The sequence below is a fragment of the Stenotrophomonas maltophilia group sp. msm1 genome (genome assembly GCF_032025805.1).
GTDB classification, from domain to species: domain Bacteria; phylum Pseudomonadota; class Gammaproteobacteria; order Xanthomonadales; family Xanthomonadaceae; genus Stenotrophomonas; species Stenotrophomonas hibiscicola.
The window spans coordinates 715,302-738,206 of record NZ_JAVSKH010000001.1 but is presented as its reverse complement, the minus strand read 5'-3'; the positions used below and the strand labels follow the sequence as shown (position 1 = coordinate 738,206).

16 protein-coding genes and 2 pseudogenes are annotated in these 22,905 nt (G+C 67.4%); 7 read left to right on the top strand and 11 right to left on the bottom strand.

Annotated features, from left to right (window positions below):
* Nucleotides 1-174 precede the first annotated feature (174 nt).
* The 6 genes from ROV95_RS03245 to ROV95_RS03220 are packed head-to-tail and all read right to left on the bottom strand — an operon-like array spanning nucleotide 175 to nucleotide 6,577.
* Nucleotides 175-1,233 (bottom strand): LacI family DNA-binding transcriptional regulator, encoded by a 1,059-nt coding sequence (locus ROV95_RS03245; protein WP_019337388.1) that lies wholly within the window; start codon nucleotides 1,231-1,233, stop codon nucleotides 175-177.
* 39 nt (nucleotides 1,234-1,272) lie between these two features.
* Nucleotides 1,273-2,862, bottom strand: coding sequence for a family 43 glycosylhydrolase (locus ROV95_RS03240; protein ID WP_312542953.1), 1,590 nt, complete (start codon nucleotides 2,860-2,862; stop codon nucleotides 1,273-1,275).
* A gap of 17 nt (nucleotides 2,863-2,879) precedes the next feature.
* Complete coding sequence (locus ROV95_RS03235) at nucleotides 2,880-4,163, bottom strand: TRAP transporter large permease (protein WP_005421133.1); 1,284 nt, start codon at nucleotides 4,161-4,163, stop codon at nucleotides 2,880-2,882.
* A 3-nt stretch (nucleotides 4,164-4,166) separates the two neighbouring features.
* Complete coding sequence (locus ROV95_RS03230; RefSeq protein WP_019658831.1) at nucleotides 4,167-4,697, bottom strand: TRAP transporter small permease; 531 nt, start codon at nucleotides 4,695-4,697, stop codon at nucleotides 4,167-4,169.
* Nucleotides 4,698-4,707: 10 nt separating this feature from the next.
* Nucleotides 4,708-5,709 carry a TRAP transporter substrate-binding protein gene (locus tag ROV95_RS03225; RefSeq protein WP_021204623.1) on the bottom strand — a complete coding sequence of 334 codons (1,002 nt, stop codon included), beginning with the start codon at nucleotides 5,707-5,709 and terminating at the stop codon, nucleotides 4,708-4,710.
* A 40-nt stretch (nucleotides 5,710-5,749) separates the two neighbouring features.
* The gene (locus tag ROV95_RS03220) at nucleotides 5,750-6,577 is read right to left on the bottom strand and encodes a hypothetical protein (protein WP_019337392.1); all 828 of its coding nucleotides are present in this window, start codon (nucleotides 6,575-6,577) and stop codon (nucleotides 5,750-5,752) included.
* A gap of 174 nt (nucleotides 6,578-6,751) precedes the next feature.
* On the opposite strand from ROV95_RS03220, the gene ROV95_RS03215 reads away from it, so the two are divergent.
* From ROV95_RS03215 to ROV95_RS03205, 3 genes are read left to right on the top strand one after another with little or no spacing between them, the layout of a single operon-like run.
* A complete protein-coding gene (locus ROV95_RS03215; RefSeq protein ID WP_308305331.1) occupies nucleotides 6,752-7,726 on the top strand; it encodes an alpha/beta hydrolase in 975 nt (324 codons plus the stop codon).
* Nucleotides 7,723-9,345 (top strand): carboxylesterase family protein, encoded by a 1,623-nt coding sequence (locus ROV95_RS03210; protein WP_155028735.1) that lies wholly within the window; start codon nucleotides 7,723-7,725, stop codon nucleotides 9,343-9,345. The genes ROV95_RS03215 and ROV95_RS03210 overlap by 4 nt, the downstream gene beginning before the upstream one ends.
* A 51-nt stretch (nucleotides 9,346-9,396) precedes the next feature.
* Nucleotides 9,397-9,984: a cysteine dioxygenase family protein gene (locus ROV95_RS03205; protein WP_312542948.1), complete on the top strand. Its 588-nt coding sequence runs from the start codon at nucleotides 9,397-9,399 to the stop codon at nucleotides 9,982-9,984.
* Nucleotides 9,985-10,018: 34 nt separating this feature from the next.
* Here ROV95_RS03205 and ROV95_RS03200 read toward each other — a convergent pair.
* Together ROV95_RS03200 and ROV95_RS03195 are read right to left on the bottom strand one after the other, a co-directional pair.
* Nucleotides 10,019-13,822, bottom strand: a pseudogene (locus ROV95_RS03200) (LamG-like jellyroll fold domain-containing protein).
* A gap of 138 nt (nucleotides 13,823-13,960) precedes the next feature.
* Nucleotides 13,961-16,711, bottom strand: coding sequence for a TonB-dependent receptor (locus ROV95_RS03195; RefSeq protein ID WP_029550752.1), 2,751 nt, complete (start codon nucleotides 16,709-16,711; stop codon nucleotides 13,961-13,963).
* A gap of 285 nt (nucleotides 16,712-16,996) precedes the next feature.
* Between ROV95_RS03195 and ROV95_RS03190 the strand changes: the two genes are divergently transcribed.
* The 4 genes from ROV95_RS03190 to ROV95_RS03175 all read left to right on the top strand — a co-directional run bounded on the left by ROV95_RS03190 (nucleotide 16,997) and on the right by ROV95_RS03175 (nucleotide 20,286).
* Nucleotides 16,997-18,016 (top strand): sugar kinase, encoded by a 1,020-nt coding sequence (locus ROV95_RS03190; RefSeq protein WP_026346897.1) that lies wholly within the window; start codon nucleotides 16,997-16,999, stop codon nucleotides 18,014-18,016.
* Nucleotides 18,003-18,641: a bifunctional 4-hydroxy-2-oxoglutarate aldolase/2-dehydro-3-deoxy-phosphogluconate aldolase gene (gene eda, locus ROV95_RS03185; RefSeq protein ID WP_155028731.1), complete on the top strand. Its 639-nt coding sequence runs from the start codon at nucleotides 18,003-18,005 to the stop codon at nucleotides 18,639-18,641. Before ROV95_RS03190 ends, eda begins: the two co-directional genes overlap by 14 nt.
* A 96-nt stretch (nucleotides 18,642-18,737) precedes the next feature.
* Entirely contained in the window at nucleotides 18,738-19,766 is a 1,029-nt protein-coding gene (adhP, locus tag ROV95_RS03180) for an alcohol dehydrogenase AdhP (RefSeq protein WP_164145001.1), read from the top strand.
* A gap of 127 nt (nucleotides 19,767-19,893) precedes the next feature.
* Entirely contained in the window at nucleotides 19,894-20,286 is a 393-nt protein-coding gene (locus ROV95_RS03175) for a hypothetical protein (protein ID WP_180877408.1), read from the top strand.
* Between the two features lie 75 nt (nucleotides 20,287-20,361).
* Here ROV95_RS03175 and ligD read toward each other — a convergent pair.
* The 3 genes and pseudogenes from ligD to ROV95_RS03160 all read right to left on the bottom strand — a co-directional run.
* Nucleotides 20,362-21,309 (bottom strand): annotated as a pseudogene (gene ligD, locus ROV95_RS03170) (non-homologous end-joining DNA ligase); the annotation flags it as partial.
* A gap of 109 nt (nucleotides 21,310-21,418) precedes the next feature.
* Complete coding sequence (locus tag ROV95_RS03165; protein WP_021204616.1) at nucleotides 21,419-22,339, bottom strand: Ku protein; 921 nt, start codon at nucleotides 22,337-22,339, stop codon at nucleotides 21,419-21,421.
* Nucleotides 22,340-22,502: 163 nt separating this feature from the next.
* On the bottom strand, nucleotides 22,503-22,901 hold the full coding sequence (locus ROV95_RS03160; protein ID WP_021204615.1) for a hypothetical protein: 399 nt from the start codon (nucleotides 22,899-22,901) through the stop codon (nucleotides 22,503-22,505).
* Between the last annotated feature and the right edge of the window lie 4 nt (nucleotides 22,902-22,905).

The following is a 22,905-nucleotide window of genomic DNA, read 5'->3' as shown; positions in this document are numbered from 1 at the left end:
GCCGACGGGTCGGCCCCGGCGCGGTTCACGGTCGATTCTAGCCAGACAGGAAACCGGTGTCATTTTGCGTCGCACGATGCCGGGATGGCCCGGGCAGGGCGCGGTGGATCGGGTGGATGGGGCAGGGGCGTGTCACGACCAGAGGTCGTGACCTGCAGGATTGATCCTTGGGGATCAATCCTCCGGCGGCTGGCAGGAATCGCGGACGATCAGGTGCGGCCGCACGCTGGCAATGGGCAGCGCGGCCTGGCCTTCGGGCTGGATCAGCATCGCCGCGGCGGTGCGTCCGGTATCGCGCGTGTGCCGGCGCACCGAGGTCAGCGAGGGCCACAGGCGCGAGGCAAGCGGGCTGTCGTCATAGCCGACAATGGACAGCTGGCGCGGAATGTTGATGCCCGCGCGCAGCGCCACCTTGTAGATACCGGCGGCCATTTCATCGTTGCCGGTGAAGATGGCGGTCGGGCGGCGCTTGCCCAGCAGCAGTTTCTCGGCAGCGGCGACACCGGATTCGAAGGTGTAGCCGGCCTCGATGATGCGGTCCTTCGGCAGCTCGATACCGCGTTGCGACAGTGCGTCGATGAAGCCGGCGGTACGTTCATGGGCCGAACGGTAGGCGCTGGGACCGGTCACCAGGGCAATGTCACGGTGGCCGAGCGAGAGCAGGTAGTCGGCGGCTTCGGCCGCACCATCGCGGTCATGGGTAACCACCATCTGCGAGCTTTCGTCCAGCGGCAGCGCTGCCACGCGGGTAAACCGGCAGCCGATCTCATCGAGCATGTCCGCCAGCGCCTGGTCTTCCGAGGCACGCGGCACCAGGATCACGCCGTGCAGCTTCTGCTGCTGCACGAAGCGACGCACGCCTTCGATGTAGCCGGGGCTGCGGCTGTCACAGGGATGCACCACCAGCTCGAAACTGGATCCACGCAATGCATCCAGCGCGCCGTACTGCATGTCCACGATGTACTGCGCGGTGGGGTTGTCGTAGACCATGCCGATCAGGAAGGAGCGGCGGAACGCCAGCCCGCGGGCCAGTGGATCGGGCGTGTAGCCCACTTCACGCATCAACGCTTCCACCTTGTCGCGCGTGTCCTTGCGCACCAGTGGCGAGTTGTTGATGATTCTTGAAACCGTTTTCTTGGATACACCCGACAGTCGCGCGATGTCGTTGATGGTGGCTGCCTTGCCCTTCGCCAATGCCGGCGTAGCGGCATCGTTCTTGTTGCGCACTGACATGTTTTGAACCCGGTAAGTCTGGAGATTCCGGCTCCGCGCTCAGTCCAGCGCGCGGTAGCGGAAGTTGCGGAAGGTTACCGCACCGTCGCCGGCCGCATACAGCGCCGGCTTCAACGCCAGGAACCTGCCCGCGACATTGTGATGGTAACCGGACACTTCCATCTGAACCGGATACTTCTGCCAAGTGTGCCCGTCGGTGCTGGAGTGGAAGGTGACGATGTGGCGGTTGTTGGTCACCCGCAACCACAGCCGGCCGCCGCGGCCCGGGGCCGGTCGGGCAGGGCGCTCCTCGCCGTAGCGATGCATGATGAACGACTCGCCGTTGCTGCCCACGCCCGCGTACAGCCGGTCGCTGTAGAACAGCAGCGCGCCTCCCACGGCACCGGGGGCGATCTCCATCTCCACCTCGAACTGATAGGCCCGGTCGCCGGCGATGGTGGTCAGCGGCGAGGCGTCGCGCGGCGTACTGCCCTTGCCCTGCAGGACAAGGCCGTTGCCACTGAAACCCAGCCGGCGGTACTCATCCTGCGCCGGGTTGAAGAACGCCCACTGCGGGCCAAGCGTGCTGCCGCGGAAATCATCCGACAGCGCCATGCCATGCGGCGACAGCGCCTGTCCGGCCGGCTTGCGCAGTGGCTGACCAAGGTCTCCGCCCGTGGCCCGGAACCAGCCGTCAGCGGTCCATTCGATCGGTTCGAGCAGGGCCTGCCGACCCAGCGTCCAGAAGCCGTTCTCGTACCCGTGGTACATCATCCACCAGCGTCCATCGGTCCCTTCGATCACCGTCGCGTGGCCGCGTGACCACCAGGGCTCGGCCGCCAACTGCGTGCGCGTGATCGGGTTGTTGGGCGCGTTCTCCCATGGTCCGTGGATCGAACGCGAGCGCGCGGTGATCACCATGTGCCCGGTCGGCGGACCGGCGGTGCCGCCCACTGCCGTGGTCATGTAGTACCAGCCGTCGCGGACGTGGATCTTCGGGCCTTCCTGCGCGTAGGCCTCAACGTCCCAGTCCTGCGGGTAGCGCCAGCCGTCATAGACGTGTTTCGGCCTGCCGACCACGCTCAACCCGTCGTCGGCCAGCTGCACGTAATCACCGCCACTGAGGAACAGGTAGCGCTTGCCGTCTTCACCCACTGCATGGCCGGGATCGATGTAGCCACCCAGGCCGATGTCGATCGGCGCGCTCCACGGGCCCTTGATGTCATCGGCCCAGACCACGAAGTTGCTGCGGCGCTCGCCGGTGCGGGCCGGGAAGTAGATGAAGTAGCGCCCCCGATGCTTGACGATGTCCGGCGCCCAGATCGCCCCCACGTTGCGGGTGACCGCATGTCCCAGCGGCTGCCAGTTCACCAGGTCGCGCGAGTGCCAGATCGGGAGGCCGGGGTAGGCGTCGAACGACGACAGCGTGAGGTAGTAATCGTCCCCGTCCTTGAGCACCGAGGGATCCGGATGGTCACCGGCCAGCACCGGATTGAGGAACGTGCCATCGCCCCGGTCCGCCTGGCGCTGGTGTTCCAGCCCCCGCGCCCACTGCGCCGGGGCGCGCGCGGGCTCCGCCGCGGGTGCAGGCCGTGCCGGCAGCAACAGCACAAGCAGAGTGATGGTGGCGGCGATACACAGTGCACGCATGGCAGTCTCCTTGTGGCTCAGCCGCGCAGCGCGGCGGGCAGCCACAACGACAGTGAGGGGAAGAAGGCCACGACCAGCAGCACGGCGAGCGCGGCGAACCAGAACGGCCAGATCGTGCGCATGCTCTGGCCCACGCTGATCTTGCCGATGGCCGTGCCGATGAACAGCACCGAGCCCACCGGGGGCGTGACCAGACCCAGGCCACCGGTGAGCACCAGCACCAGGCCGAAGTGGATCGGATCGATGCCGTAGGCGCGCGCCACCGGCAGGAAGATCGGCGTGCAGATCAGGATCATCGGCGCCAGGTCCATGAAGGTGCCCAGCAGCAGCAGCATCACCACGATCATCAGCAGCACCATGAACTGGCTGTGCGCGAACGACTGCAGGAACTCGACGGCGGCCGCGGGCACCTGCAGGTAGGCCAGCAGCCAGCCAAACACGGCAGCGGTGGCGATCACGAACAGGATCACGCCCGTGCTGCGCGCAGCGTGGATGACGGTGTCGAAGAACTCGCGCCAGCGCAGTTGCCGGTACAGCACGGTGGTCACCAGCAAGGCGTAGACCACGGCGATGGCTGCGCTTTCCACTGCGGTGAAGATGCCGGCACGGATACCGATGAAGATCAGCGCGACCAGGCCCAGGCCGGGCAGGGCGGAGACGATGCGCAGGGCCACGGCGCGCCAGCCGGGAAAGACCTCCACGCCATAGCCGCGGCGGCGCGCCACCGCATAGCCGGTGACCATCAGCGCCAACGTCATCAGCAGCGCGGGGACAATGCCGGCGGCGAACAGATCGGCGATGGACAGGCCCCCACCGGCAGCGGCCGAGAACAGGATCAGGTTGTGCGACGGCGGCACCAGCAGCGCCACCAGCGCGGCGGTGATGCTGACGTTGACGGCGAAATCGCGGTCGTAGCCGCGCTTGACCATCTGCGGGATCATCGTGCCGCCGACCGCCGAAACGTCGGCGATGGCCGAGCCGGACACGCCGCCGAAGAACAGCGAGGACAGGATCGAGACCTGGCCGAGGCCACCGCGCAAGCGCCCCACCAGCGACGAGGCCAGGGCGATCAGGCGCTCGGAGATGCCGCCGCGCATCATGATCTCGCCCGCGAAGATGAACAACGGAATGGCGATCAGCGAGGCCGAGCCGGTACCGGCCGAGATCTGCTGCACCAGCACGATGCTGGGGATATCCAGGTAGAGCAGGGTGGCCAGCGCGGCAGCGGCCAGCGCGTAGGCCACCGGCACGCCGAGCAGCAGCAGCACGGCAAACACGGAGAACAGGATGGTGATACCCATGGATCAACGATCTCCTTCAGCGTCTTCGGCGCCGGTGGCGCGGGCCTGCAGCGCGTTCCACGCACGGTTCAGCGCGAACAGCAGCATCAGCCCGCCGCCCACCGCCAGTGGCAGGTAGTTGATGCTCTGCGGCAGATCGGCGCCGGCGGTCTTGATGTCCAGGCCGTCGAGCAGCAGATCACCCGACCAGAAGGCGATGAAGCCTCCCAGCACCGCCACCACCAGCTGCACCAGCACGTCCACCGCACGGCGCAGGCCGGGGCCCAGGTAGGCATGCAGCAGGAAGAAGCCGAAGTGGCGGTTGGTGTGCACACCGCATGCGGCACCCAGGCTCATCGCCGTGGCCAGCAGCAGCAGCGTGACCGGCTCGGTCCAGCTGGGCGAATCGTTGATCACGTAGCGCGCGAACACCTGCCAGCCCTGCACCACCACCAGCCCCAGCAGGGCAGCAACGGCGCCGTAGATGGCGATGTCGGCGATGCGGTCCAGCAGGCGCTGGCCAGGCCCGGTGGCGGGCGTCGTCGTCTCGATCATGGCAGTGTCCTCAGGCGGCGCGGATGCGGTCGACCAGCGCGGCGATCTCCGGCTGCTGCAGGTACTGCTGCAGCAGCGGCTGGGCGGCGGTGCGGAAGGCGGGCATGTCCACCTCGTTGGCTTTCACCCCATAGGCCAGCACGGCGCGGCGTGCGGCGTCCTCCGACGCATCCCACTGCTCGCGCATCACCTTCACCGACGCGCGCGCGGTCTGCAGCAGCAGCTGGCGGTCGTCAGGCGACAGGCGTTCGAAACTGGCGCGCGACATCAGCAACACATCCGGCGCGTACGAATGGTCGCTCTGCGACCAGTAGTGCGCCGCTTCGAAGTGGCGGCTGGAATGGAAGCTGCGCATGTTGTTCTCGGCGCCGTCGATCATGTGGGTTTCCATCCCGGAGAACGTGTCGCCCAGCGACATCGGCGTCGGGTTGGCGCCGAGCAGGCGCATCAGCTGGATGAAGATGTCCGATGAGGCGACGCGCAGCTTCAGGCCGTGCAGGTCCTTGGGCGATACGATGGGGTGCTTGGTGTTGTAGAAGCAGCGTGCACCGGAATCGTAGATCGCCAGGCCGACCAGGCCGCGGCCCTGGAAGCCGCGCAGCACGGCTTCGGCCACGCCGTCATCCAGCGCGGCACGCTGGTGCGCCACCGACGTGAACACGTAGGGCAGGCACAGCGCCTGGGTCAGCGGAAAGGCATTGTTCAGCGCACCGGCATACACGCGGGTGATATCGATGGCACCGAAGCGCGCCATGTCGATCGCCTCGGATTCGCGGCCCAGCTGGCCGGAGTGGTACTGGCGCAGGCGCAGGCGACCGTTGGTTTCGCGCTGCAGCGTTTCGCCGATCCACTTCACCGCGGTGACGGTAGGGTAGTCGGCCACATGCACGTCGGTGGCGGTCAGCAGCGCGCCACCGGCCATATCGCCGCCCGGCCCGCGGCCACAGGCGGCGAGCATCGGGGTGGCCAGGGCAGCAGCGCCACCGGCCAGGAAGTTACGTCGTGTGATCATCTGCGCCCTCCCGCGCGTGTTCACCAGGGCAGCCCCGCGGTCATCCCGCGGGCACGGCCCGGCAGGCAATGTCACCGAAGCCGGCAAAGCGCACCAGCGCCGTTTGTCCTGCCTCGATATCGTGGATGCCGGTGGCATTGCCGGTGGCGATCAGGTCGCCCTTGCGCAGCGGCCGGCCACGCAGGGCCGAACGGGACAGCGCAAAGGCATAGGCCGCGCGCAGGCCACCGGGCAGGCGGGTGGCGCCACCGGTGCCGACCACCTCACCTTCGATCAGTGTCTCGGCACGCAGCGAGTTTTCGTCGCGTGCGGTCCAGTCGACGATCTCCGGGCCCAGCACCAGGCCGTTGTTGTTGCCAAAGTCGGACACCACCACGCGCGGACCAAGTTCGTTGATGGTGGCCAGCGGGCTGCTGGCCACTTCCACGCCGATATAGAGGCGCGCAGGCAGCGCTTCGGCCTGTTCCGGGGACCAGTCCAGCTGTCCGGCCGGCGCGTCCTCCAACAGCTCCAGCACGTACTCTGCTTCGACTGCGCCGAAGCCCCCGACGAAGACCGGGATGTCGGTTGTTCCACCGGTATCATTCCAGAGCTGACGTTTGAAGATCGGCCCCAGCAGGCGCTCATCGCCGGAGCCGTCGCGGCGCTCGGCAGCGATGTAACCCACCTTCCAGCCGACCACCGTATCGCTCCACAGGCCAATGGCCTGGTCCTGCACGTGGTAGGCAGCCACCAGATCGACGGGGATCTCTCCGGGGAACGCGGGCAGGGCCTTGCCTGCGCGGCGTGCATCGGTGAAGGCGCGGGCGATGGCGGCTGCACCGTCCGGCGCCGGCCTCTGCCCCTGTGTGCCGTGTTCGTTGCTCAAGAACGGTCTCCCTCTGCGTTGTTGCACTGCCCATCGACAGCGTCTGCAGGAGGTGTATATGGTAAACCGGTGTCATCACGCAAGCCGCAGCGCATCACACCCGCTTCCGGGGCGCCTGCGGCACGCTGCCCACCCCTCGCTGGAGCCCGGTCCGCCATGCGTCTGCCCCCTCTTGTGCTGTTCCTGTGCGTTCTGTTGACGCTTGCCCCGGCACGTGCCAGCGACGTCCCGCTGCGCGACGGCCAGCGGCTTGCCGGGGAGGTGGCGGGCGAACGCCTGCCGCTGTGGCCGGACGGCCAGGTACCTGGCCAGAGCGCTCCGGCACGGAAGGCGCGGGTGGTTGAGCGCAGCCCCGATCCGGCCCATCCGGACCGGTTCGTGGACGGGATCGATGCGCCATACATGATCGTGCACGCGCCGCCACGTCCGAACGGGCAGGCGGTGCTGGTCATTCCGGGCGGCGGCTACCAGCGGGTGGTAATCGACAAGGAGGGCAGCGCGCTGGTGCCGGACTGGGTGCAGCGGGCAGGCTTCACCCTGTTCGTGCTTCGCTACCGCCTGCCGCAGCCGGGCAGGGACCGCCAGGCGGCGCTGGCCGATGCCCAGCGTGCGCTGCGGGTCGTGCGCGACCAGGCCGCGCGCCGCGGCCTGGAGGCGGACAATGTGGCGGTCATGGGCTTTTCCGCCGGCGGCCACGTGGCTGCGCGGCTGGCCACCGGCTTCGATGCGCCGGTCTATCCCGCACGCGATGCGATCGATCAGCTGAGCGCGCGCCCGGCACGGGCGGTGCTGGTCTACCCGGTCATCGACATGGGCGCGCATGCGCACAGTGGTTCGCGCGGGCGATTGCTGGGCGAGCGCCCTGACCCCGCATTGGCGACGCAGTACTCGGTGCAGGAGCACGTGCGTGCGGACATGCCGCCGACGATGCTGATCCATGCCAACGACGATCGCGTGGTCAGCGTGCACAACAGCGAGGTGATGGCGCAGGCGCTGGCCAGGGCGGGCGTCGAGCACGAACTGCATGTGTTCGCCCATGGTGGCCACGGCTTCGGCATGCGCCTGCAGCCCGGCTCCACCCTGGCGCAGTGGCCAGCGCTGGCGCAGGCATGGCTGACAGCAGGAAAGGATGCGGAGCGCAGCCGATGACGGGAGCACCCGACGATCTGCAGCGCCGCCGTTTCCTGCGCGACAGCGCGCGCTGGGCGCTGGCCACGGCCACGCTGGTGGCACTGCCGGCAGCGGCGATGCCCGGTGCACGCGACGAACGCCTGCCGATCGTCCGCGTGCGCGGGGGGCGCCTGCGCGGCCAGCATGAACAAGGCGTGCTGGTATTCCGCGGCGTGCGCTACGGCGCCGATACCGGCACCCATCGCTTCCAGCCACCACGCCGGGAAGCGGCATGGAACGGGATCGCCGATGCACTGGACTATGGCGCGGCCGCACCGCAGGGCGGCGCGGAAGGCCCCGGCAGCGAAGACTGCCTGTTCCTCAACGTCTGGACCCCCGCACTGGGGGATGGCGGCCGCCGCCCGGTGCTGGTCTACATACACGGGGGTGGGTTCAACAACGGCTCCGGCAGCGATCCGCTGTACGACGGCAGTGCGCTGTGCCGCCGCGGCGATGTGGTGGTGGTGACCCTCAATCATCGGCTGAACACCTTCGGTTACCTGTACCTGGGCGCACTTGGCGACGCACGCTACGCCGCGTCGGGAAATGTCGGCCAGCTCGACCTGGTACAGGCGCTGCAGTGGGTGCGCGAGCACGCGGCGATCTTCGGCGGTGACGCTGGAAACATCACCGTGTTCGGCCAGTCCGGGGGCGGCGCCAAGATCGCCACGCTGATGGCGATGCCGGCGGCACGCGGCCTGTTCCAGCGCGCGTGGACGATGAGCGGGCAGCAGGTCACCGCGGCCGGCCCGCGTGCCGCCGCGCAGCGCGCTGCCATCGCAATGGAGGCAGTGGGTGCAAAGGACCTGTCTGCCCTGCTGCGGCTCCCGGCCACGGATCTGCTTGCAGCCACCCGTGCCCGCGATCCATCGCGGGTGGAAAGCACGTCGCTGTACTTCGGGCCGGTACTGGACGAAGTCTCCCTTCCGGTGCATCCGTTCTGGCCGCAGGCGCCGCGGCAGTCGGCCAGCATTCCGATGGTCATCGGCAATACGCGCGACGAGACCCGTGCCTTCCTCGGCAACGATCCGGCCAACTTCACCTTGACCTGGGAGACGCTGCCGGCACAGCTGCAACGCCAGCAGTTCGTGGATCTGCTGCCGCAGACGGTGATCGCCGAGTACCGGCGCCTGTACCCGCATTACACGCCTTCGGAGGTGTTCTTCGCGGCCACTACCGCAGGACGTTCCTGGCGCGGCGCAGTGGAGGAGCTGGAAGCGCGTGCGCGCCAGCCCAGCGGGGCCGCGCCCACCTGGGCCTACCAGCTGGACTGGGGCTCACCGGTGGAGCAAGGCCGGCTGCGCGCCTTCCACACGCTGGACATCCCGCTGGTGTTCGACAACGCCGGCCTGCCCGGCGCACGCACCGGTGGCGGCGCGGACGCGCACACGCTGGCGGCGACAATGAGCGACGCACTGATCGCCTTCGCGCGCAACGGCGACCCCAATCATCGCGGAATGCCGCAATGGCCCGCCTACGCGCTGCCCCGGCGGCAGACCATGCTGTTTGATCGCCAGAGCGGCGTGGTGGACGATCCTCGTGCCGGCGAACGTGCGCTGTATGCAAAAGTACCGTTCGTGCAGCGCGGCACGCAGTGATGACACCGCGGTGCAAACATTCTGTTAACCCCTCTCGGCTAGAGTCGGGGCATGGGAACGATGTCCTTGCCACCGTCATTCACCGGCCGGGAGCGGCTGTTCGCTGCGATCGATGCCGCGGTGATGCTGGGCACGCCGGAGGCCATCACCGGTGCGCTGCAGCAGGTGCTGCGCGAGGCCATCGTCGATCCGTCCATCCAGCTGCCCCCCTGCGTGCGGCGCCCGGTCGAAGGGCATTACGCACGCCGTGAACTGCACCGCAGCCCGACCCTGGGCTACAGCGTCATCGCCATGTGCTGGGGCCCGGGCCAGGGCACGCCGCTGCACGACCACGATGCGATGTGGTGCGTGGAAGGCGTCTGGCAGGGCGAACTGATCGTCACTCCCTATGCGCTGATTGAACAGGATGGCGAACGTCATCGCTTTGCCGCCCAGCCCACGCTGTACGGGCACCGCGGTAGTGCCGGCAGCCTGATTCCGCCGCACGAGTACCACACGCTGTGCAACGCCAGCGACGCGGACGTGGCCGTGTCGCTGCATGTCTACGAGGGCGTGATGGAACGCAGCGCGGTGTTCGAGCCGTTGGATGATGGCTGGTACCAGCGCCGGATGAAACGGCTGGAGACCGATGCGTCCTGACCCACGCCGGATCACGCGCGGCGTAATGCAGGCATCATCGCGGCACGCCGACCACGTTGTTGAGCCGGGTCACTTCCTCGCCACCGTCGGCCAGCGCCACGCGCACGCGCAGGCCGCTGCGGTCACCGGCCGGCAACGGCAGCCAGACCTGCACGGTCTTCGGCTGCAGGTCACTGGGTGCCCCCAGCGCCGGCACGTCCGTGCGGGCGATCTCGCGACCGCGCGCGTCTTCCAGCATTGCTACGGCCACGCCGGTGCCGACATGGCCCAGGCTGTGCACGGTCACCTGCAGCTGGCTGCCGTCGATGCGTACGTCGCCGCGACCCACGCCCAGGTCCGGCCGTGTTTCCACCGGCGTTCCCTCGGACACGCGTTCGAACTCGAACACCTCGGTACGCCCGGGACGGAACTGCAGCGCCACCGAAGCGCTGGTTTCCAGCTGTACGCGGCGTTCGGCGGGCGTGCCGTCGATGTGGCCATCGCCATCGGCATCCACGCCGCTGCGTATCCGCCAGGTCCCGCTGGCCACGTTCCAGCCGGTCATGTCGGCGCCGATGGTGCGCGTGCCCAGGTTGTAGCTGGTAACGGTGAAACGTTCACGCGACGGCGCATGCACCAGCAGGGCGACCTGTTCGGCCGCTCCATCGCGGTCGAAGCGCCAGCTGACGGTGTGGCCGGGCCAACTCTGGTTGCGCTTCAGCGCGATCCCACCCAGGCGTGCGCGCTGGAGGAATTCACTGGGCGCTTCCACGCGGTCGGACCACCAGTGGCCCTCGGTGTTCATGTACGCGCGCTGCACTTTCGCCTGCAGGCCGTCGGCATGCAGGGCGGCGATGTATGACCTGTCGCCGCTGGCCTGCCAGGCCATCAGGCTGGCGAAGCCGGTTTTTCCCGCGTCGGCCTCGGCGCGCAGCAGCGGATACCAGTCCTGTTGCCGGCCCAGTACGTCCACGACGTTCTCGCCCAGGTTGGCCAGTGCGCCCGGGCCGCCACGGGCCACGCGGTAGTCCAGTGCCTGCAGGTACTTCGCATCGCCGCTCCAGCGCCACGCCGCCCAGAAGGTGTGCATCGTGTCGCCACTGCCGGAGCCGTTGTTCAACTCGCCGCCGCGGGTGGCACCGCTGGCCCAGTTGATCTCGTTGGGCAGGGTGAAGCGTCCCTTGTCGTCCTTGCCTGCGTGGGCCAGATAGCCATCGGCCAGGCCGATCACCAGCCCGCGGCCGGTGGGATCGGCGTTGTACTGGCCCAGCAGGAACGCCGGGTGCAGCACCGGGAACGAATACGGCTTCTGCCACTGCCAGTTCGGTTCGCGGTAGACCTTGTTGCCACCGAACCAGTTGCTGGAGAACAGCAGGTGGCCCTGCGGGTTGCGCAGGATGATGCGCTCGTCGAAGGCCTTCACCGTTTCCATCAGGCGTTCCAGCGTCAGCGGATCGCCCCAGTTGAGGTAGAGCATGGCGCTGTTGGTGTTGATGCCTTCCTCATAGGAATGCAGCTCGTCGGTCTCGATGGTACTCAAGCCGTTGCTGAACATGCCGTTGCGGTACACCGCGTCGGACAGCGCGGTCAGCGAGGCGTTCAATCGATCCGGCTGCACGCCCATCAGGGCCAGCCCCGGCCACTGCTGGGTCAGGTCGGAATCGTCCGAAATGCCACCACCGAAGTCACCGTAGGCCACCTGCCGTTCGTCGATCCACCAGTCGACGAACTGCCGCACCTGCGCCAGGTCCTGCACCTGGTTGAATGCCCACGCCGGCACGCCCCTGGGCACGGCAGGCGCCGTGTAGGGCGGGCGGCCCTGGCTGTTGTAGCTGATGTAGTTCCAGTACAGGCGGCCGAGTTCATGGTCCGGATCCACCCGCAGCAGGTCGCTCAGGTCCGCGTACACGCGCGCGTACAGGCGCTGGCGCTTGGACGTGGTGTGCTCTTCCACCAGGAAGCCCCAGTTGTCGCGGACCTGATTGAAGCGGTCGGCCACGTGCTCCTTCAGCGCGTCGGCACGCGGCTTGAACACCAGCCGGACCTGCGCACCGTCGAGGGCATCGGCATCGAAGCCTGGTGCGGCCGAGGCGATGCTCAGCCACAGGCTGTCCGGGGTGAGGATGCGATCGCGCAGGTCCAGCCACAGCGTGCGCGCCTGCCGTGGCGGCACCGACACCGATACATCGATCATGTCGCGCGCCGGCCAGATCGGATCCTTGATGCGGATGTTCAGCGGGATCAGTCCATCGTGGGTGGGCGGCAGGTCCAGCGCGGGAAGGTCGATGGCCACGCCGTCCAGGCCGTCGTGCATGTTCTCCCAGCTGTAGGCCCAGCTGCGGATCAGCGGCTGGTTGGCCGGCGCGTCACCCACCCCGGAAGGAATCAGCACGTGCACGATCGGCTGCGGATGTGCGGGCAGGGTGCCGGCATCCCGGCGGCGGGAACCGGCGCCCTTCGGCAGCGCCATCACCGTGCTGCGTTCGGCGGCCGGGAAACGTCCGTCGATGTAGCGGCGCAATGCGTCCAGGTTGGTGTAGTCGGGCAGCGCCCGGCTGTCGATGATGTAGGTCTGCTTCACCGTGCCTTCCGGCTCGGTGCCCTTGCTCACGTGGTAGGCCCAGATTTCCTGGATCGGTGTTTCCTGCTCGACGTTGCTGAAACGCAGCACGCCGCCGCGCTGCGCGGCAATGTCGTCGACGCTGCGCACCACGCCGCGCGGGCGCGTGACCAGCACGTCGGTGGCATGTTCGGCGTCGGGCCCGTGGGAAAGGGTGCCGAAGGCCGCACCACGGATCTCCACCCGGTTCACCGTTTCGGTGGCCGGCAGGGTCAGGTCCAGGTGCTGGCCGCCTTCCACATAGGTGTTCCAGTCCGGAAGCTGGAAGTAGTCATTGCGGCCGGGCAGGCGCGAGCGGTTGTACACGCCCGGCCAGGTGGTTTCGGCGATGCCATCGGTGGCCTTCCACATCCACGCCTTCAGGTCGCGGGTGTCGGCGAATTCGATCTTGCGGATGCGGGTGCCGCCGGCCGCCAACGCTGGGGGTGCAGCCCCTTCCCAGCCGAAGCGGTGGCGCCAGGCGCGCGTGCCATCGCCGATCGCCACGGCGCTGGCTGGCTCGCGGCCGCGCGCCAGCGTTGCCACCGCCGGCGCATCCAGCATGCGGTCGTAGACCCGGATGTGCTGGAAATCGCTCCCACGCAGGAAGTTGTAGCGACTCTGCACCTGGTACGGTGCCATTACCCGCCCGGCAAGGCCGAGCTGGTCCAGCGCGGCATCGTAATTGCCGGTGGCCTGCGCGCGCGCCACTTCGCGGCCATCGATGAACAGGCGCACGCCGTGGTCCTCATCCCAGGCGAAGGCCAGGTGCAACCACTGGTCGGGACGCGGCAGTGCATCCATGCGGAACGACACGCGTGTGCGTGCCAGGTTGGCATCGGTGACGAAGGCATCGAAGCCGTGCCCGTTCCAGTCGATGCGCAGCCAGGCCATGTCCCAGCTGCTGTGGTCGGCTTAGCCGACGCGGAAGATCACGAACGGCGCTTCACCCACCGCGTAGCGTGAACGCCAGTCGAAGGCCAGCGTGCCGCGCTGGGCCAGGACGTTGCCCGGCGCGTCCCAGGCAAGCACGCCGTCGTCTTCCCATTGGATGGCCTTGCCATGCTCGCCGTCGTCGACCACCGCGACCTTGTCGCGAAAGTTCGCTACCGCCTCACCGTGAGCGGTCACGGCCTGCAGGCCGTGATTGGCATCCACATGGAAGAGCAGGGTGGGGACATCGGCGGCGGCCGTCGCGGGGCCTGCAGCCAGGGCCACTGCCAGCAGCAGGCAGCGGGACACGGTCGTGCGGTGCGGCATGGAGACATTTCCTTTCAACGGGCGACGGCCGGCGGCGGGCCGCCGGACCGTAGCAAGGCCACGCCGCAGCGGCACCTTGCGGCGCAGCAGCGGTCATGGCGAACCGCGGCGCGTATCGGTACGCGCCGCCGGCGTTGCTCAGAACTTGTAGCGCACGCCCAGCAGGAACTGGCGGCCGGTTTCGGTGTACTGGAGTGGCAGGCGGCCGGTGGCGGGCGAGTACACCCATTCATCCGAGGCTTCGTTGGTCAGGTTGATGCCTTCCAGGCTCAGTTCCAGCTGGTCGCTGATCTTGTAGCGGATGGACGCATCAATGACCGTGGTGCCGGTCATGCCGTGGTAGCCGTCCAGGTTGAAGCCGGTTTCCTGACCGGGCACCTGGGTGAGGTAGTCATCGCGGTTGGTGGCGGAGACGCGGCCAGCGAAGGTCTCGCCTTCGTAGAACAGCGTTGCGTTCCATGACGATTTGGACAGGCCCAGCAGATCGTTCTTCATCACCGGCTGGCCAGCCGAGTTGATGTACTGGATCTTCGATTCGACCCAGGTGTAGTTCAGCTGCACGCCCAGGTTCGACCACTTGCCCGGCAGGAAAGTGAAGGGCTGGGTGTAGTTCGCCTCGGCGCCGTACAGCTCACCGCCGGGGGTATTGACTGGCCGGGTGAAGGTGAAGTCGTCGGTGGGCGAGGCGCCGGTACCGGTCAGCAGTTCGGCAGGCAGGCCGCTGTCGGTGTACGGGCGGTTCTCGCGCAGGGTCTGGACCGAGGTCTCGATGTCCTTGTAGAACAGGCCCAGGCCCGCCATCGCGCCTTCGGCGAAGTACCACTCGAAGCCCAGGTCGACATTGGTGGCGCGCGTCGGGTCCAGGTTGGGATTGCCGCTGGAGATGGTGCGCGCACCACCGGCCACGGCCACGGTTGCACCTGGCGTCAGGCTGCCCAGGCCCGGGCGGGTCATGACCTTGGCCGCACCCAGGCGGATCAGGAAATCGGGCGTGACCTCGGCCACCAGGTTGAACGAGGGCAGGGTGTCATCGTAGGTGCGGGTGGCGGTGGTGGAGGTGGTACCACTGGCCAGCGTCGACAGCCCGGTGGAGGTCTGCCTGGTGCGCACGTAGCGCACGCCGAAGTTGCCCGACAGCGGCAGCGAGCCGATTTCGGTGCTGAACTCGCCCATCAGGTAGGCACCACGGTCCTTCTCTTCCACGCTGCGCACGTTGTTGGCGCGCGGCGCGACGGCATAGATGCCGCTGTTGCTGTAGATGTCGAACTGGTCGGCGATTGCATCCAGGTTCGGCACCACCCAGTTGGACGGATTGCCATTGATGCCCTTCAGGCCGGCCTGGTTGATCATGTCCACGGGCACGATCCTGCTGCCGCTGGCGAAGGTCGGCACGGCCAGTTCGCTGGCACGGCGCAGTTCGGTGGTCTTGAACGTGTAGTCCTTGGCAAGCACGCCGCCCTTCAGGCGGAAGCCTGGGCTGATGTTCCAGTTGAAGTCGATCTGGCCGGTATCGAAGTCGTTGTCCACGTACTGCGGGCGCAGGCGGATTTCCGCCAGTTCCCAACCGTTGGGGTCGGTCGGGTCGATGCCGTAGTTGAGGATCGGGAAGCGGCTGTTGCCACGGTAGTCGTAGCTGTAGCCCTTGACGTCGTACTTGTCCATGATGACGGTGGTCTGCACTGGATTCTCGTGCCTGGAGCGCGAGATGCCCAGCTTGCCGGACACGGTGAAGTCGTCGCCGAAACGGTGCTGGCCGTTCAGGCTGATCTGCTTGAACTCGGTGCTCCACTCGTCGTGGCGGTTCTCGGTACGGATGTCGACGTTGTCGAATTCACCGTACAGCAGCGCGCCGTTGCGGATCTCGCCGTTCCTGACGATGGTGCTCGGCTTGCCGACCAGGCGCGGGGTGCTGCTGCTGCCACGGCTGAAGGAAATCGCTTCGATGTACTGCTCGTCGCGGGTGGCATCGATCTTCGAGTACAGCATGTCCAGCGATACTTCACTGGCATCGCTGGGCTTCCACTGCAGCGAGCCGGTCACGCCCAGGCGCTTCTGCTCGTGTTCCATCTGCACGTAGCGCGGGAAGCGCGGGTGGAATACATCAGCGGCGCGTGCGGCGGCGAACGGCGATGACGCAGCGAAGTTGCCATTGCTCGGGCCGTTGGCCCAGCGGCCGGTGTTGGAGCCTTCCTCCAGTGCCTGGCGCTCGGAGTAGGCCACCGACAGGAGGGCGCCGAAGGTACCATCGGCGAAGGTGTTGGAGACCAGCGCGGCCAGCCGCGGGTCGGCCTTTTCGGCCATCTGGTTGTAGCCGGCCTGGCCGCTTGCGGCGAAGGTGAAGCCGTCGTAGTCGAACGGGCGCGCGGTGCGCAGGTCGACAGTGGCACCCAGCGAGCCTTCCTCGACGTCGGCCGAGGCGGTCTTGCGCACCACCAGCTGCGAGAACAGGTCCGAGGCAAACACGTTGAAGTCGAAACCGCGGCCGCGGTTGGTACCACCGCTCTGGTCACCGGCGCCGACGGTGGTCAGCGCTTCCATCCCATTGATGCGCACGCGGGTGAAATCCGGGCCCAGGCCGCGCACCGAGATGTTGCGGCCTTCGCCGGCTTCGCGTGTGATCACCACGCCCGGAATGCGCTGCAGCGATTCAGCCAGATTGAGGTCGGGAAACTTGCCGATGTCTTCGGCGACGATGGCATCGACCACGCCGGCCTCGCCGCGCTTGATGTCCAGCGCCTTTTCGACACTGGCGCGATAGCCTGTGACGTTCACCGTGTCCAGGTCGGTAGCGGTCTGCTGCTGGGCGGCCGCGCTGGTGGACAGGGCGAGTCCCACCCCCAGGGCCAGCAAGGTAACCGGTGTCTTTTTTCCATGGATCCGAGATTGCATGCCTTTCCCCTCTCCCAAAGGTCTGGTATCGCAGCTGCGCGGCGAAATGACACCGCTAGTCAAAACCGACGTTAGCAGCACCACCGGGATCGGGCATCTTGCACCGCAACAGATTTGCAATGTCTCCAAGACGCTTGCAGGACAAAGGTTTCGACATATCGCCCAAGCGCTCTCAAGGCGTCTTCGGTCTAGAATGACACCGCTAGCCAATCGCCACGCCCCTCGCGTGGTCCACTTACACGCCATGCAGTGTCCCATGCTGGTGGCACGCGTGAAGGAGCTGAGATGGGTCGTATCGTGTGTTTTGGAGAGTTGTTGCTGCGCCTGGGTGCCCCCGGCAACGAACTGCTGCTGCAGTCGCCGCAACTCCAGGTCCATGTGGGAGGGGCCGAAGCCAACGTGGGTGTCTCGCTGTCCCGGCTTGGACATCAGGTGGCCATGGTCAGCACCGTGGCCGGCAATGCGCTGGGGGCGCATGTACTGGGTGAACTGCGGCGGCACGGCGTGGATACGCGCGGTGTGCGCGAGGACGCCGAGGGCCGCATGGGCCTGTACTTCCTCACCACCGGCGCGGTACAGCGCGCGAGCGAAGTGGTCTACGACCGCGCGGATTCGGCGTTCGCGCGCAGCACTGCAGCCGACTACGACTGGCCAGCGCTGCTGCAGGACGCGCAGTGGCTGCACGTCTCCGGGGTCAGCCCGGCGTTGGGCCCGCACGTGGCGGCGGCCACGCTGGCGGCGGCGCGCGCGGCAAGACAGGCCGGTGTCCGCGTCTCCTTCGACGGCAATTTCCGGCCCCGCCTCTGGCAGCGCTGGGGAGGCGATGCGCAGGCGGTATTGCGCGAACTGTTCGCGCAGGCCGACATCGTGTTCGCCGACTACCGCGACATGGAGGTCGTACTGGGCACCCGCTTCACCCAGCCGGACCTGATGGAGCGGATCGACGCGGCCGCTGCCGCCGCGTTCGGTGCCTTTCCGCAACTGCAGTGGATGGCCTGCACGCAGCGGCAGGTGCTGAGCGTGGACCACCATGTGCTGGGCGCTGTGCTGCTGGGTTGCGACGGAACCCGCGCACAGGCCCCACTGCGTCATCTGCAGGGCATCGTCGACCGCATCGGTGGCGGTGATGCCTTCGCGGCCGGCATCCTGCATGGCATCCTGTCCGGCCTTGATGCCGACGCCACCGTGCGGTTCGGCCTGGCCGCCGGGGCGCTGAAGCACTCCATCCCCGGCGATTTCAATCCTGTCAGCGAAGCTGACGTGCTGGCCCTGATGGGCGAGGAGCGATTCGATGTCCGCCGCTGATCCGCGCGTACGCGCGGTCCTGAAACTGGCACCGGTGATTCCGGTGTACACCCCCGAAGACGTGAATGACGCGGTCGAAGTGGCCCAGGCCCTGTTCCGCGGCGGCCTGCCGGTGATCGAAGTGACCCTGCGCACGCCGCAGGCGCTGGACGCGATCACGGCCATGGTCGAGGCCGTACCGGACGCGGTGATCGGTGCCGGCACCGTGCTTACCCCGGCGCAGATGCAGGCGGCGAAGCAGGCCGGAGCGCGTTTCGCGGTGTCCCCCGGCGCCACGCCGGCACTGTACGCGGCCGCGCACGATGCCGACCTGCCGTACCTGCCCGGTGCGGCCACGGCCTCGGACCTGATCCTGGGCCTGGAGCACGGCCAAGACACGTTCAAGTTCTTTCCCGCCGTGCAGGCCGGCGGCGCCGCGCTGCTGGCGGCCTGGCACGGTCCATTCGCCGACGTGCGCTTCTGCCCGACCGGTGGCATCAGCGCGCAGACCGCGCCGCAGTTCCTGCACCTGCCCAACGTGCTGTGCGTGGGTGGCTCGTGGTTGACCACGCCGGCACTGCTGCAGACCCGCGACTGGGAGGCCATCGAGCGCCTCGCCCGCGAGGCCTCGGTGCTGGCCAGCTGAACCCGGCGCACGGATCTTCAAAGGTTTGATCGTGATCAAAGCGCCGGCCTCGTGCCGGCGTCATTCTGTGGGCAAGCGCACTACGGAGATCCGAACATGAATTCCACCATGAAGGCCGCTGTCGTGCGTGAGTTCGGCAAGCCACTGGTCATCGAGGAAGTCTCGGTACCACGCCCGGGGGCGGGCGAGGTACTGGTCAGGATCGAGGCCTGTGGTGTCTGCCACACCGACCTGCACGCCGCCGAGGGCGACTGGCCGGTCAAACCGAACCCGCCGTTCATCCCCGGTCACGAGGGCGTGGGGCACGTCGTGGCCGTGGGTGGCGGGGTCGGGCACGTCAGGGAAGGCGACAGGGTCGGCATCCCCTGGTTGTACTCGGCGTGTGGCCATTGCGAACACTGCCTGGGGGGCTGGGAAACGCTGTGCGAAACGCAGCGCAACACCGGTTACTCGGTCAACGGCGGCTTCGCCGAGTACGCACTGGCCGATGCCAACTATGTCGGCCTGCTTCCAAAGGACGTGGGCTTCGTGGAGATCGCGCCGGTGCTGTGCGCCGGCGTGACCGTCTACAAGGGCCTGAAGGTCACCGACACCAGGCCCGGTGACTGGGTGGCGATCTCCGGCATCGGTGGCCTGGGCCACATGGCCGTGCAGTACGCCCGCGCAATGGGCCTGAACGTGGCGGCGGTGGACGTGGATGACAACAAGCTGGCGCTGGCGCGGAAGCTCGGCGCGCAGGTCACCGTCAACGCGCGTACCACCGACCCGGCCGCCTTCCTGAAGAGGGAGATCGGTGGCGCACACGGTGCACTGGTCACCGCGGTGTCGCCGAAGGCGTTCGAGCAGGCACTGGGCATGGTCCGCCGCGGCGGCACTGTCTCGCTCAATGGCCTGCCGCCCGGCAACTTCCCGCTGGATATCTTCGGCATGGTGCTCAACGGCATCACCGTACGCGGCTCGATCGTCGGCACCCGCCTGGATCTGCAGGAATCGCTGCAGTTCGCTGCCGAGGGCAAGGTCGCCGCCACCGTCAGCACCGATCGCCTGGAAAACATCAACGACGTGTTCGCACGCATGCACGCGGGCACCATCGAAGGCCGCGTCGTACTGGACTTCGCCGCCTGACCCTCCGTGCATGGCCGCCGCCGCTCCGTCCCCCTCTCCCACGGACGCGGCGGCCATGCCGATCCATCGGTAGTGCCGGCCGCTGGCCGGCAACGCGGGCACTCTGTGGCAGCCGTACAATACGCGCATGCCCGGCGTGCTCAAGATCCTGTTCCTGTCCATCGTTGCCCTGCTCGGCGGTGTACTTTCACTTGCGCTGGTGAGCAGCGTCGCCAGCTGGCTGCCGCCGCTGCTGGGCATGCCGCCGGACAACAACAGCGCGCAGCTGGGCTGGGACCTGGCCTTCAGCGTGCTCGGTGGCATCGCGGGTATCGCCTTTGCCACCTACTACGCGCCCTGCTGGCCGCGTTCGCACGGCTTCTCGATCTGGTCGCTGGTCGCGCTGGGCTGTGGCTACGCCATGTGGACGGCGGGTGCGGATTTCCCGCTCTGGTTCGTCATTTCGCTGCTGGCGTCGCTGCCGCTGCAATTGCTGGCCGGCTGGTGGTTTGGCCGTCGTCCCTCGCGCGATGCAAGGTGATGCCGCCCCTGTAGAGCCGAGCCTGTGCTCGGCTTTCATGCACATTTACACAGGCAGCCGAGCATAGGCTCGGCTCTACAGGTCCATCCGCGGCAGCGTCTGCTTCAACGCATTGATGCCCTGCCACGGATCCGCTTTCAGCCGCTTCGCGCGCGCCAGCGCCTTGGCCATCGAAAACGCATCGGCCGCACCGACGCGTGCCAGTTCCTCCCAGCGCAGCGGTACCGCCACACCGGCACTTTCACGCGCACGCAGCGACCACGAGCACACGCTGGTGGCGCCCCGCGTATTGCGCAGCCAGTCGATGAAGATGACGCCGCCACGCTTGGCCTTGCTCATGGTCGCCACGTAGTGGTCCGGCGCGCGCTCCGCCATCGCCCGGGCAAATGCCTCGCAGAACACCCTGGCCTGTTCCCAGTCGGCCCTGGGCTTCAGCGGCACCACAACGTGCACCCCCTTGCCACCGGACAACCGCACGAAGCTCTTCAGGCCGGCCTCCTGCAGGCGGTCACGGACGTCACGCGCAGCGGCCTTCACCTGTGCCCAGCTGACGCCTTCTCCAGGGTCAAGATCGAACACCAGCCGATCCGGATGCTCGGGGTCGGCGACGGTTGCACCCCAGGGATGCAACTCCAGGGTGTTCATCTGCACCAGCTGCAGCAGGCCCCGTGCGTCGTCGATGTAAACGTAATCCTCGCGCCCGCTCTTCTGCTGCAGCGGCACCGCATGTACAGCATCGCCCAGGCCGGCACCATGGTGCTTCTGGAAGAAGCAGGCCTTGCCGACGCCGTCCGGGCAGCGCAGTAGTGACAGCGGACGCGCGCTGATTTCCGGCAGGATCCAGCGCGCCATGCGCTGGTAGTAGTCGGCCACGGCGCCCTTGGTCAGCTTCTGCTTTGGAAAAACCACCCGCTCCGGATGAGTAATCTGGACCTCGCCTCCAGCTTCGGTATCTGCGATGTTCATTCCAAGGTCCTCCTTCGGCGTGTCGCTGCGCAGCCGCTTGAAACCAGCCTGGCGCAGGTAGGCCGCCGCGTCGGATCACCCTGCGCGGGCGTGTCGTCAGGCGCCGGCGTCTGCCCTGCGCCGCCGCCAGGTCGGCGCTCTCGCCGGTACTGCTCCAACGACATGCTCAACCTGCCTTGCGGCGTGCAGCGGTCTTCTTTGCAGCTTTCTTCGCAGCCTTCTTGGCTGCCTTCTTTACCGTGGATTTGGTGGCTGCTTTCCGCGTTGCCGTCTTTTTCGCTGGCGTGCGCTTGTTGGCATCCAGGCTCTTCTGCAGCAGCGCCATGAAATCGACCACATTGGTGCTGGCGTCCTCGCGCGGTGCAGGCTCATCGTCGACCCGCGTGGTACCCCCCTTGGACTTGATGCGCTTGTTCAACACCTGCTGCAGGCGCTCGCGGAATTCATCGTGATACTGCGACGGATCCCAGTCGCCGGCCATCGACTCGATCAGCTGTTCGGCCATCGCCGTTTCCTTGCTGGTGATGCGGTAGTCGGACAGCTTGCCGGTGGGCAGCTTGTACTCCTCCGGATCCACCAGTTCCTGTGGATAGCGCAGGATCATCAGCACCAGTGCGTCCTCATGCGGCATCACCGCGCACAGGTACTCGCGTGTGCGCACGACCACCCGCGCGATACCGACCTTGCCGGTGCTGCGCAGGGTCTCGCGCAGCAGCACATAGCCTTTCTCGGCCTTCTTGCCGGGCACCAGCAGATACGGTTTCTCGTAGTAGCGCGGATCGATCTGCGATGCATCCACGAACGATTCCACTTCTACGGCCTCGTGGCTTTCTGGTGCCGCCGAACGGATATCGCCTTCCTCCAGCACGACATAGCTGCCCTTGTCGTACTCGTAGGCCTTGACGATGTCCTTCCAGGGAACTTCCTCGCCCGTATCGGCGTTGACCCGCTCAAAGCGGATCGGCTTGCGGTCGCGGGAGTCGAGCATGCGGAACTGCAGATCGACCTTGCGCTCTCCGGACATCAGTGACACCGGCACATTGAGCAGGCCGAACGAGAGCGTGCCAGTCCAGATCGGGCGGGCCATGGGCATACCTTTGGCGGAGCAGGGCATCCAGCTTCGGATGGGCGGTGTAAACCACCCGTGTCGATACCGTGCACGCGGGTTCTACGGAAAACGGTAGTGCCGGGCACTGGCCGGCGGAACTCGCGGCCTGTAGTTTCCCGGGGTTGCCGGCCGGCGGCCGGCATTATTGCAGCAACGGCCTCACCGCCGCCGCCGGGATATGGTCCAGCGCGCGCCAGGCGTCCTCCACGACCGGGCGTGCCTGCGACCAGCCCAGCCGCGACTGCCCGCGCATCTGTTCCCAATGCTCGGCCAGTTCCTCGCAGGTATCGGCAGCATCACCGCGTGGCCAATCCGCGGCATGGGTCGTCAGCGCGAAGGCATATACCGGGCACAGATCGCGCCAGTTGCGGTGGCTTTGGCCACGCCTCTCCTCGTAGTCGCTGATCATGTACTGCAGGTAGTCCTGCGCCACCGCCTGCGGATCTTCCTGGCGGCGCGTGCGGCGCTGGGCAGTGCGCTGGCCGAGTGGATCGAGCAGGGCGTTGAACACGGACGGTGCGGGTCGTTCAAGACGGGGCATGGCC

Bases quoted from the DNA above. Each gene is read 5' to 3' on its own strand.
- ROV95_RS03245 (WP_019337388.1), bottom strand. From the start codon at position 1,233: ATGTCAGTGCGCAACAAGAACGATGCCGCTACGCCGGCATTGGCGAAG.
- ROV95_RS03240 (WP_312542953.1), bottom strand. From the start codon at position 2,862: ATGCGTGCACTGTGTATCGCCGCCACCATCACTCTGCTTGTGCTGTTG.
- ROV95_RS03235 (WP_005421133.1), bottom strand. From the start codon at position 4,163: ATGGGTATCACCATCCTGTTCTCCGTGTTTGCCGTGCTGCTGCTGCTC.
- ROV95_RS03230 (WP_019658831.1), bottom strand. From the start codon at position 4,697: ATGATCGAGACGACGACGCCCGCCACCGGGCCTGGCCAGCGCCTGCTG.
- ROV95_RS03225 (WP_021204623.1), bottom strand. From the start codon at position 5,709: ATGATCACACGACGTAACTTCCTGGCCGGTGGCGCTGCTGCCCTGGCC.
- ROV95_RS03210 (WP_155028735.1), top strand. From the start codon at position 7,723: ATGACGGGAGCACCCGACGATCTGCAGCGCCGCCGTTTCCTGCGCGAC.
- ROV95_RS03205 (WP_312542948.1), top strand. From the start codon at position 9,397: ATGGGAACGATGTCCTTGCCACCGTCATTCACCGGCCGGGAGCGGCTG.
- ROV95_RS03195 (WP_029550752.1), bottom strand. From the start codon at position 16,711: ATGCAATCTCGGATCCATGGAAAAAAGACACCGGTTACCTTGCTGGCC.
- ROV95_RS03190 (WP_026346897.1), top strand. From the start codon at position 16,997: ATGGGTCGTATCGTGTGTTTTGGAGAGTTGTTGCTGCGCCTGGGTGCC.
- eda (WP_155028731.1), top strand. From the start codon at position 18,003: ATGTCCGCCGCTGATCCGCGCGTACGCGCGGTCCTGAAACTGGCACCG.
- adhP (WP_164145001.1), top strand. From the start codon at position 18,738: ATGAATTCCACCATGAAGGCCGCTGTCGTGCGTGAGTTCGGCAAGCCA.
- ROV95_RS03175 (WP_180877408.1), top strand. From the start codon at position 19,894: ATGCCCGGCGTGCTCAAGATCCTGTTCCTGTCCATCGTTGCCCTGCTC.
- ROV95_RS03165 (WP_021204616.1), bottom strand. From the start codon at position 22,339: ATGGCCCGCCCGATCTGGACTGGCACGCTCTCGTTCGGCCTGCTCAAT.
- ROV95_RS03160 (WP_021204615.1), bottom strand. From the start codon at position 22,901: ATGCCCCGTCTTGAACGACCCGCACCGTCCGTGTTCAACGCCCTGCTC.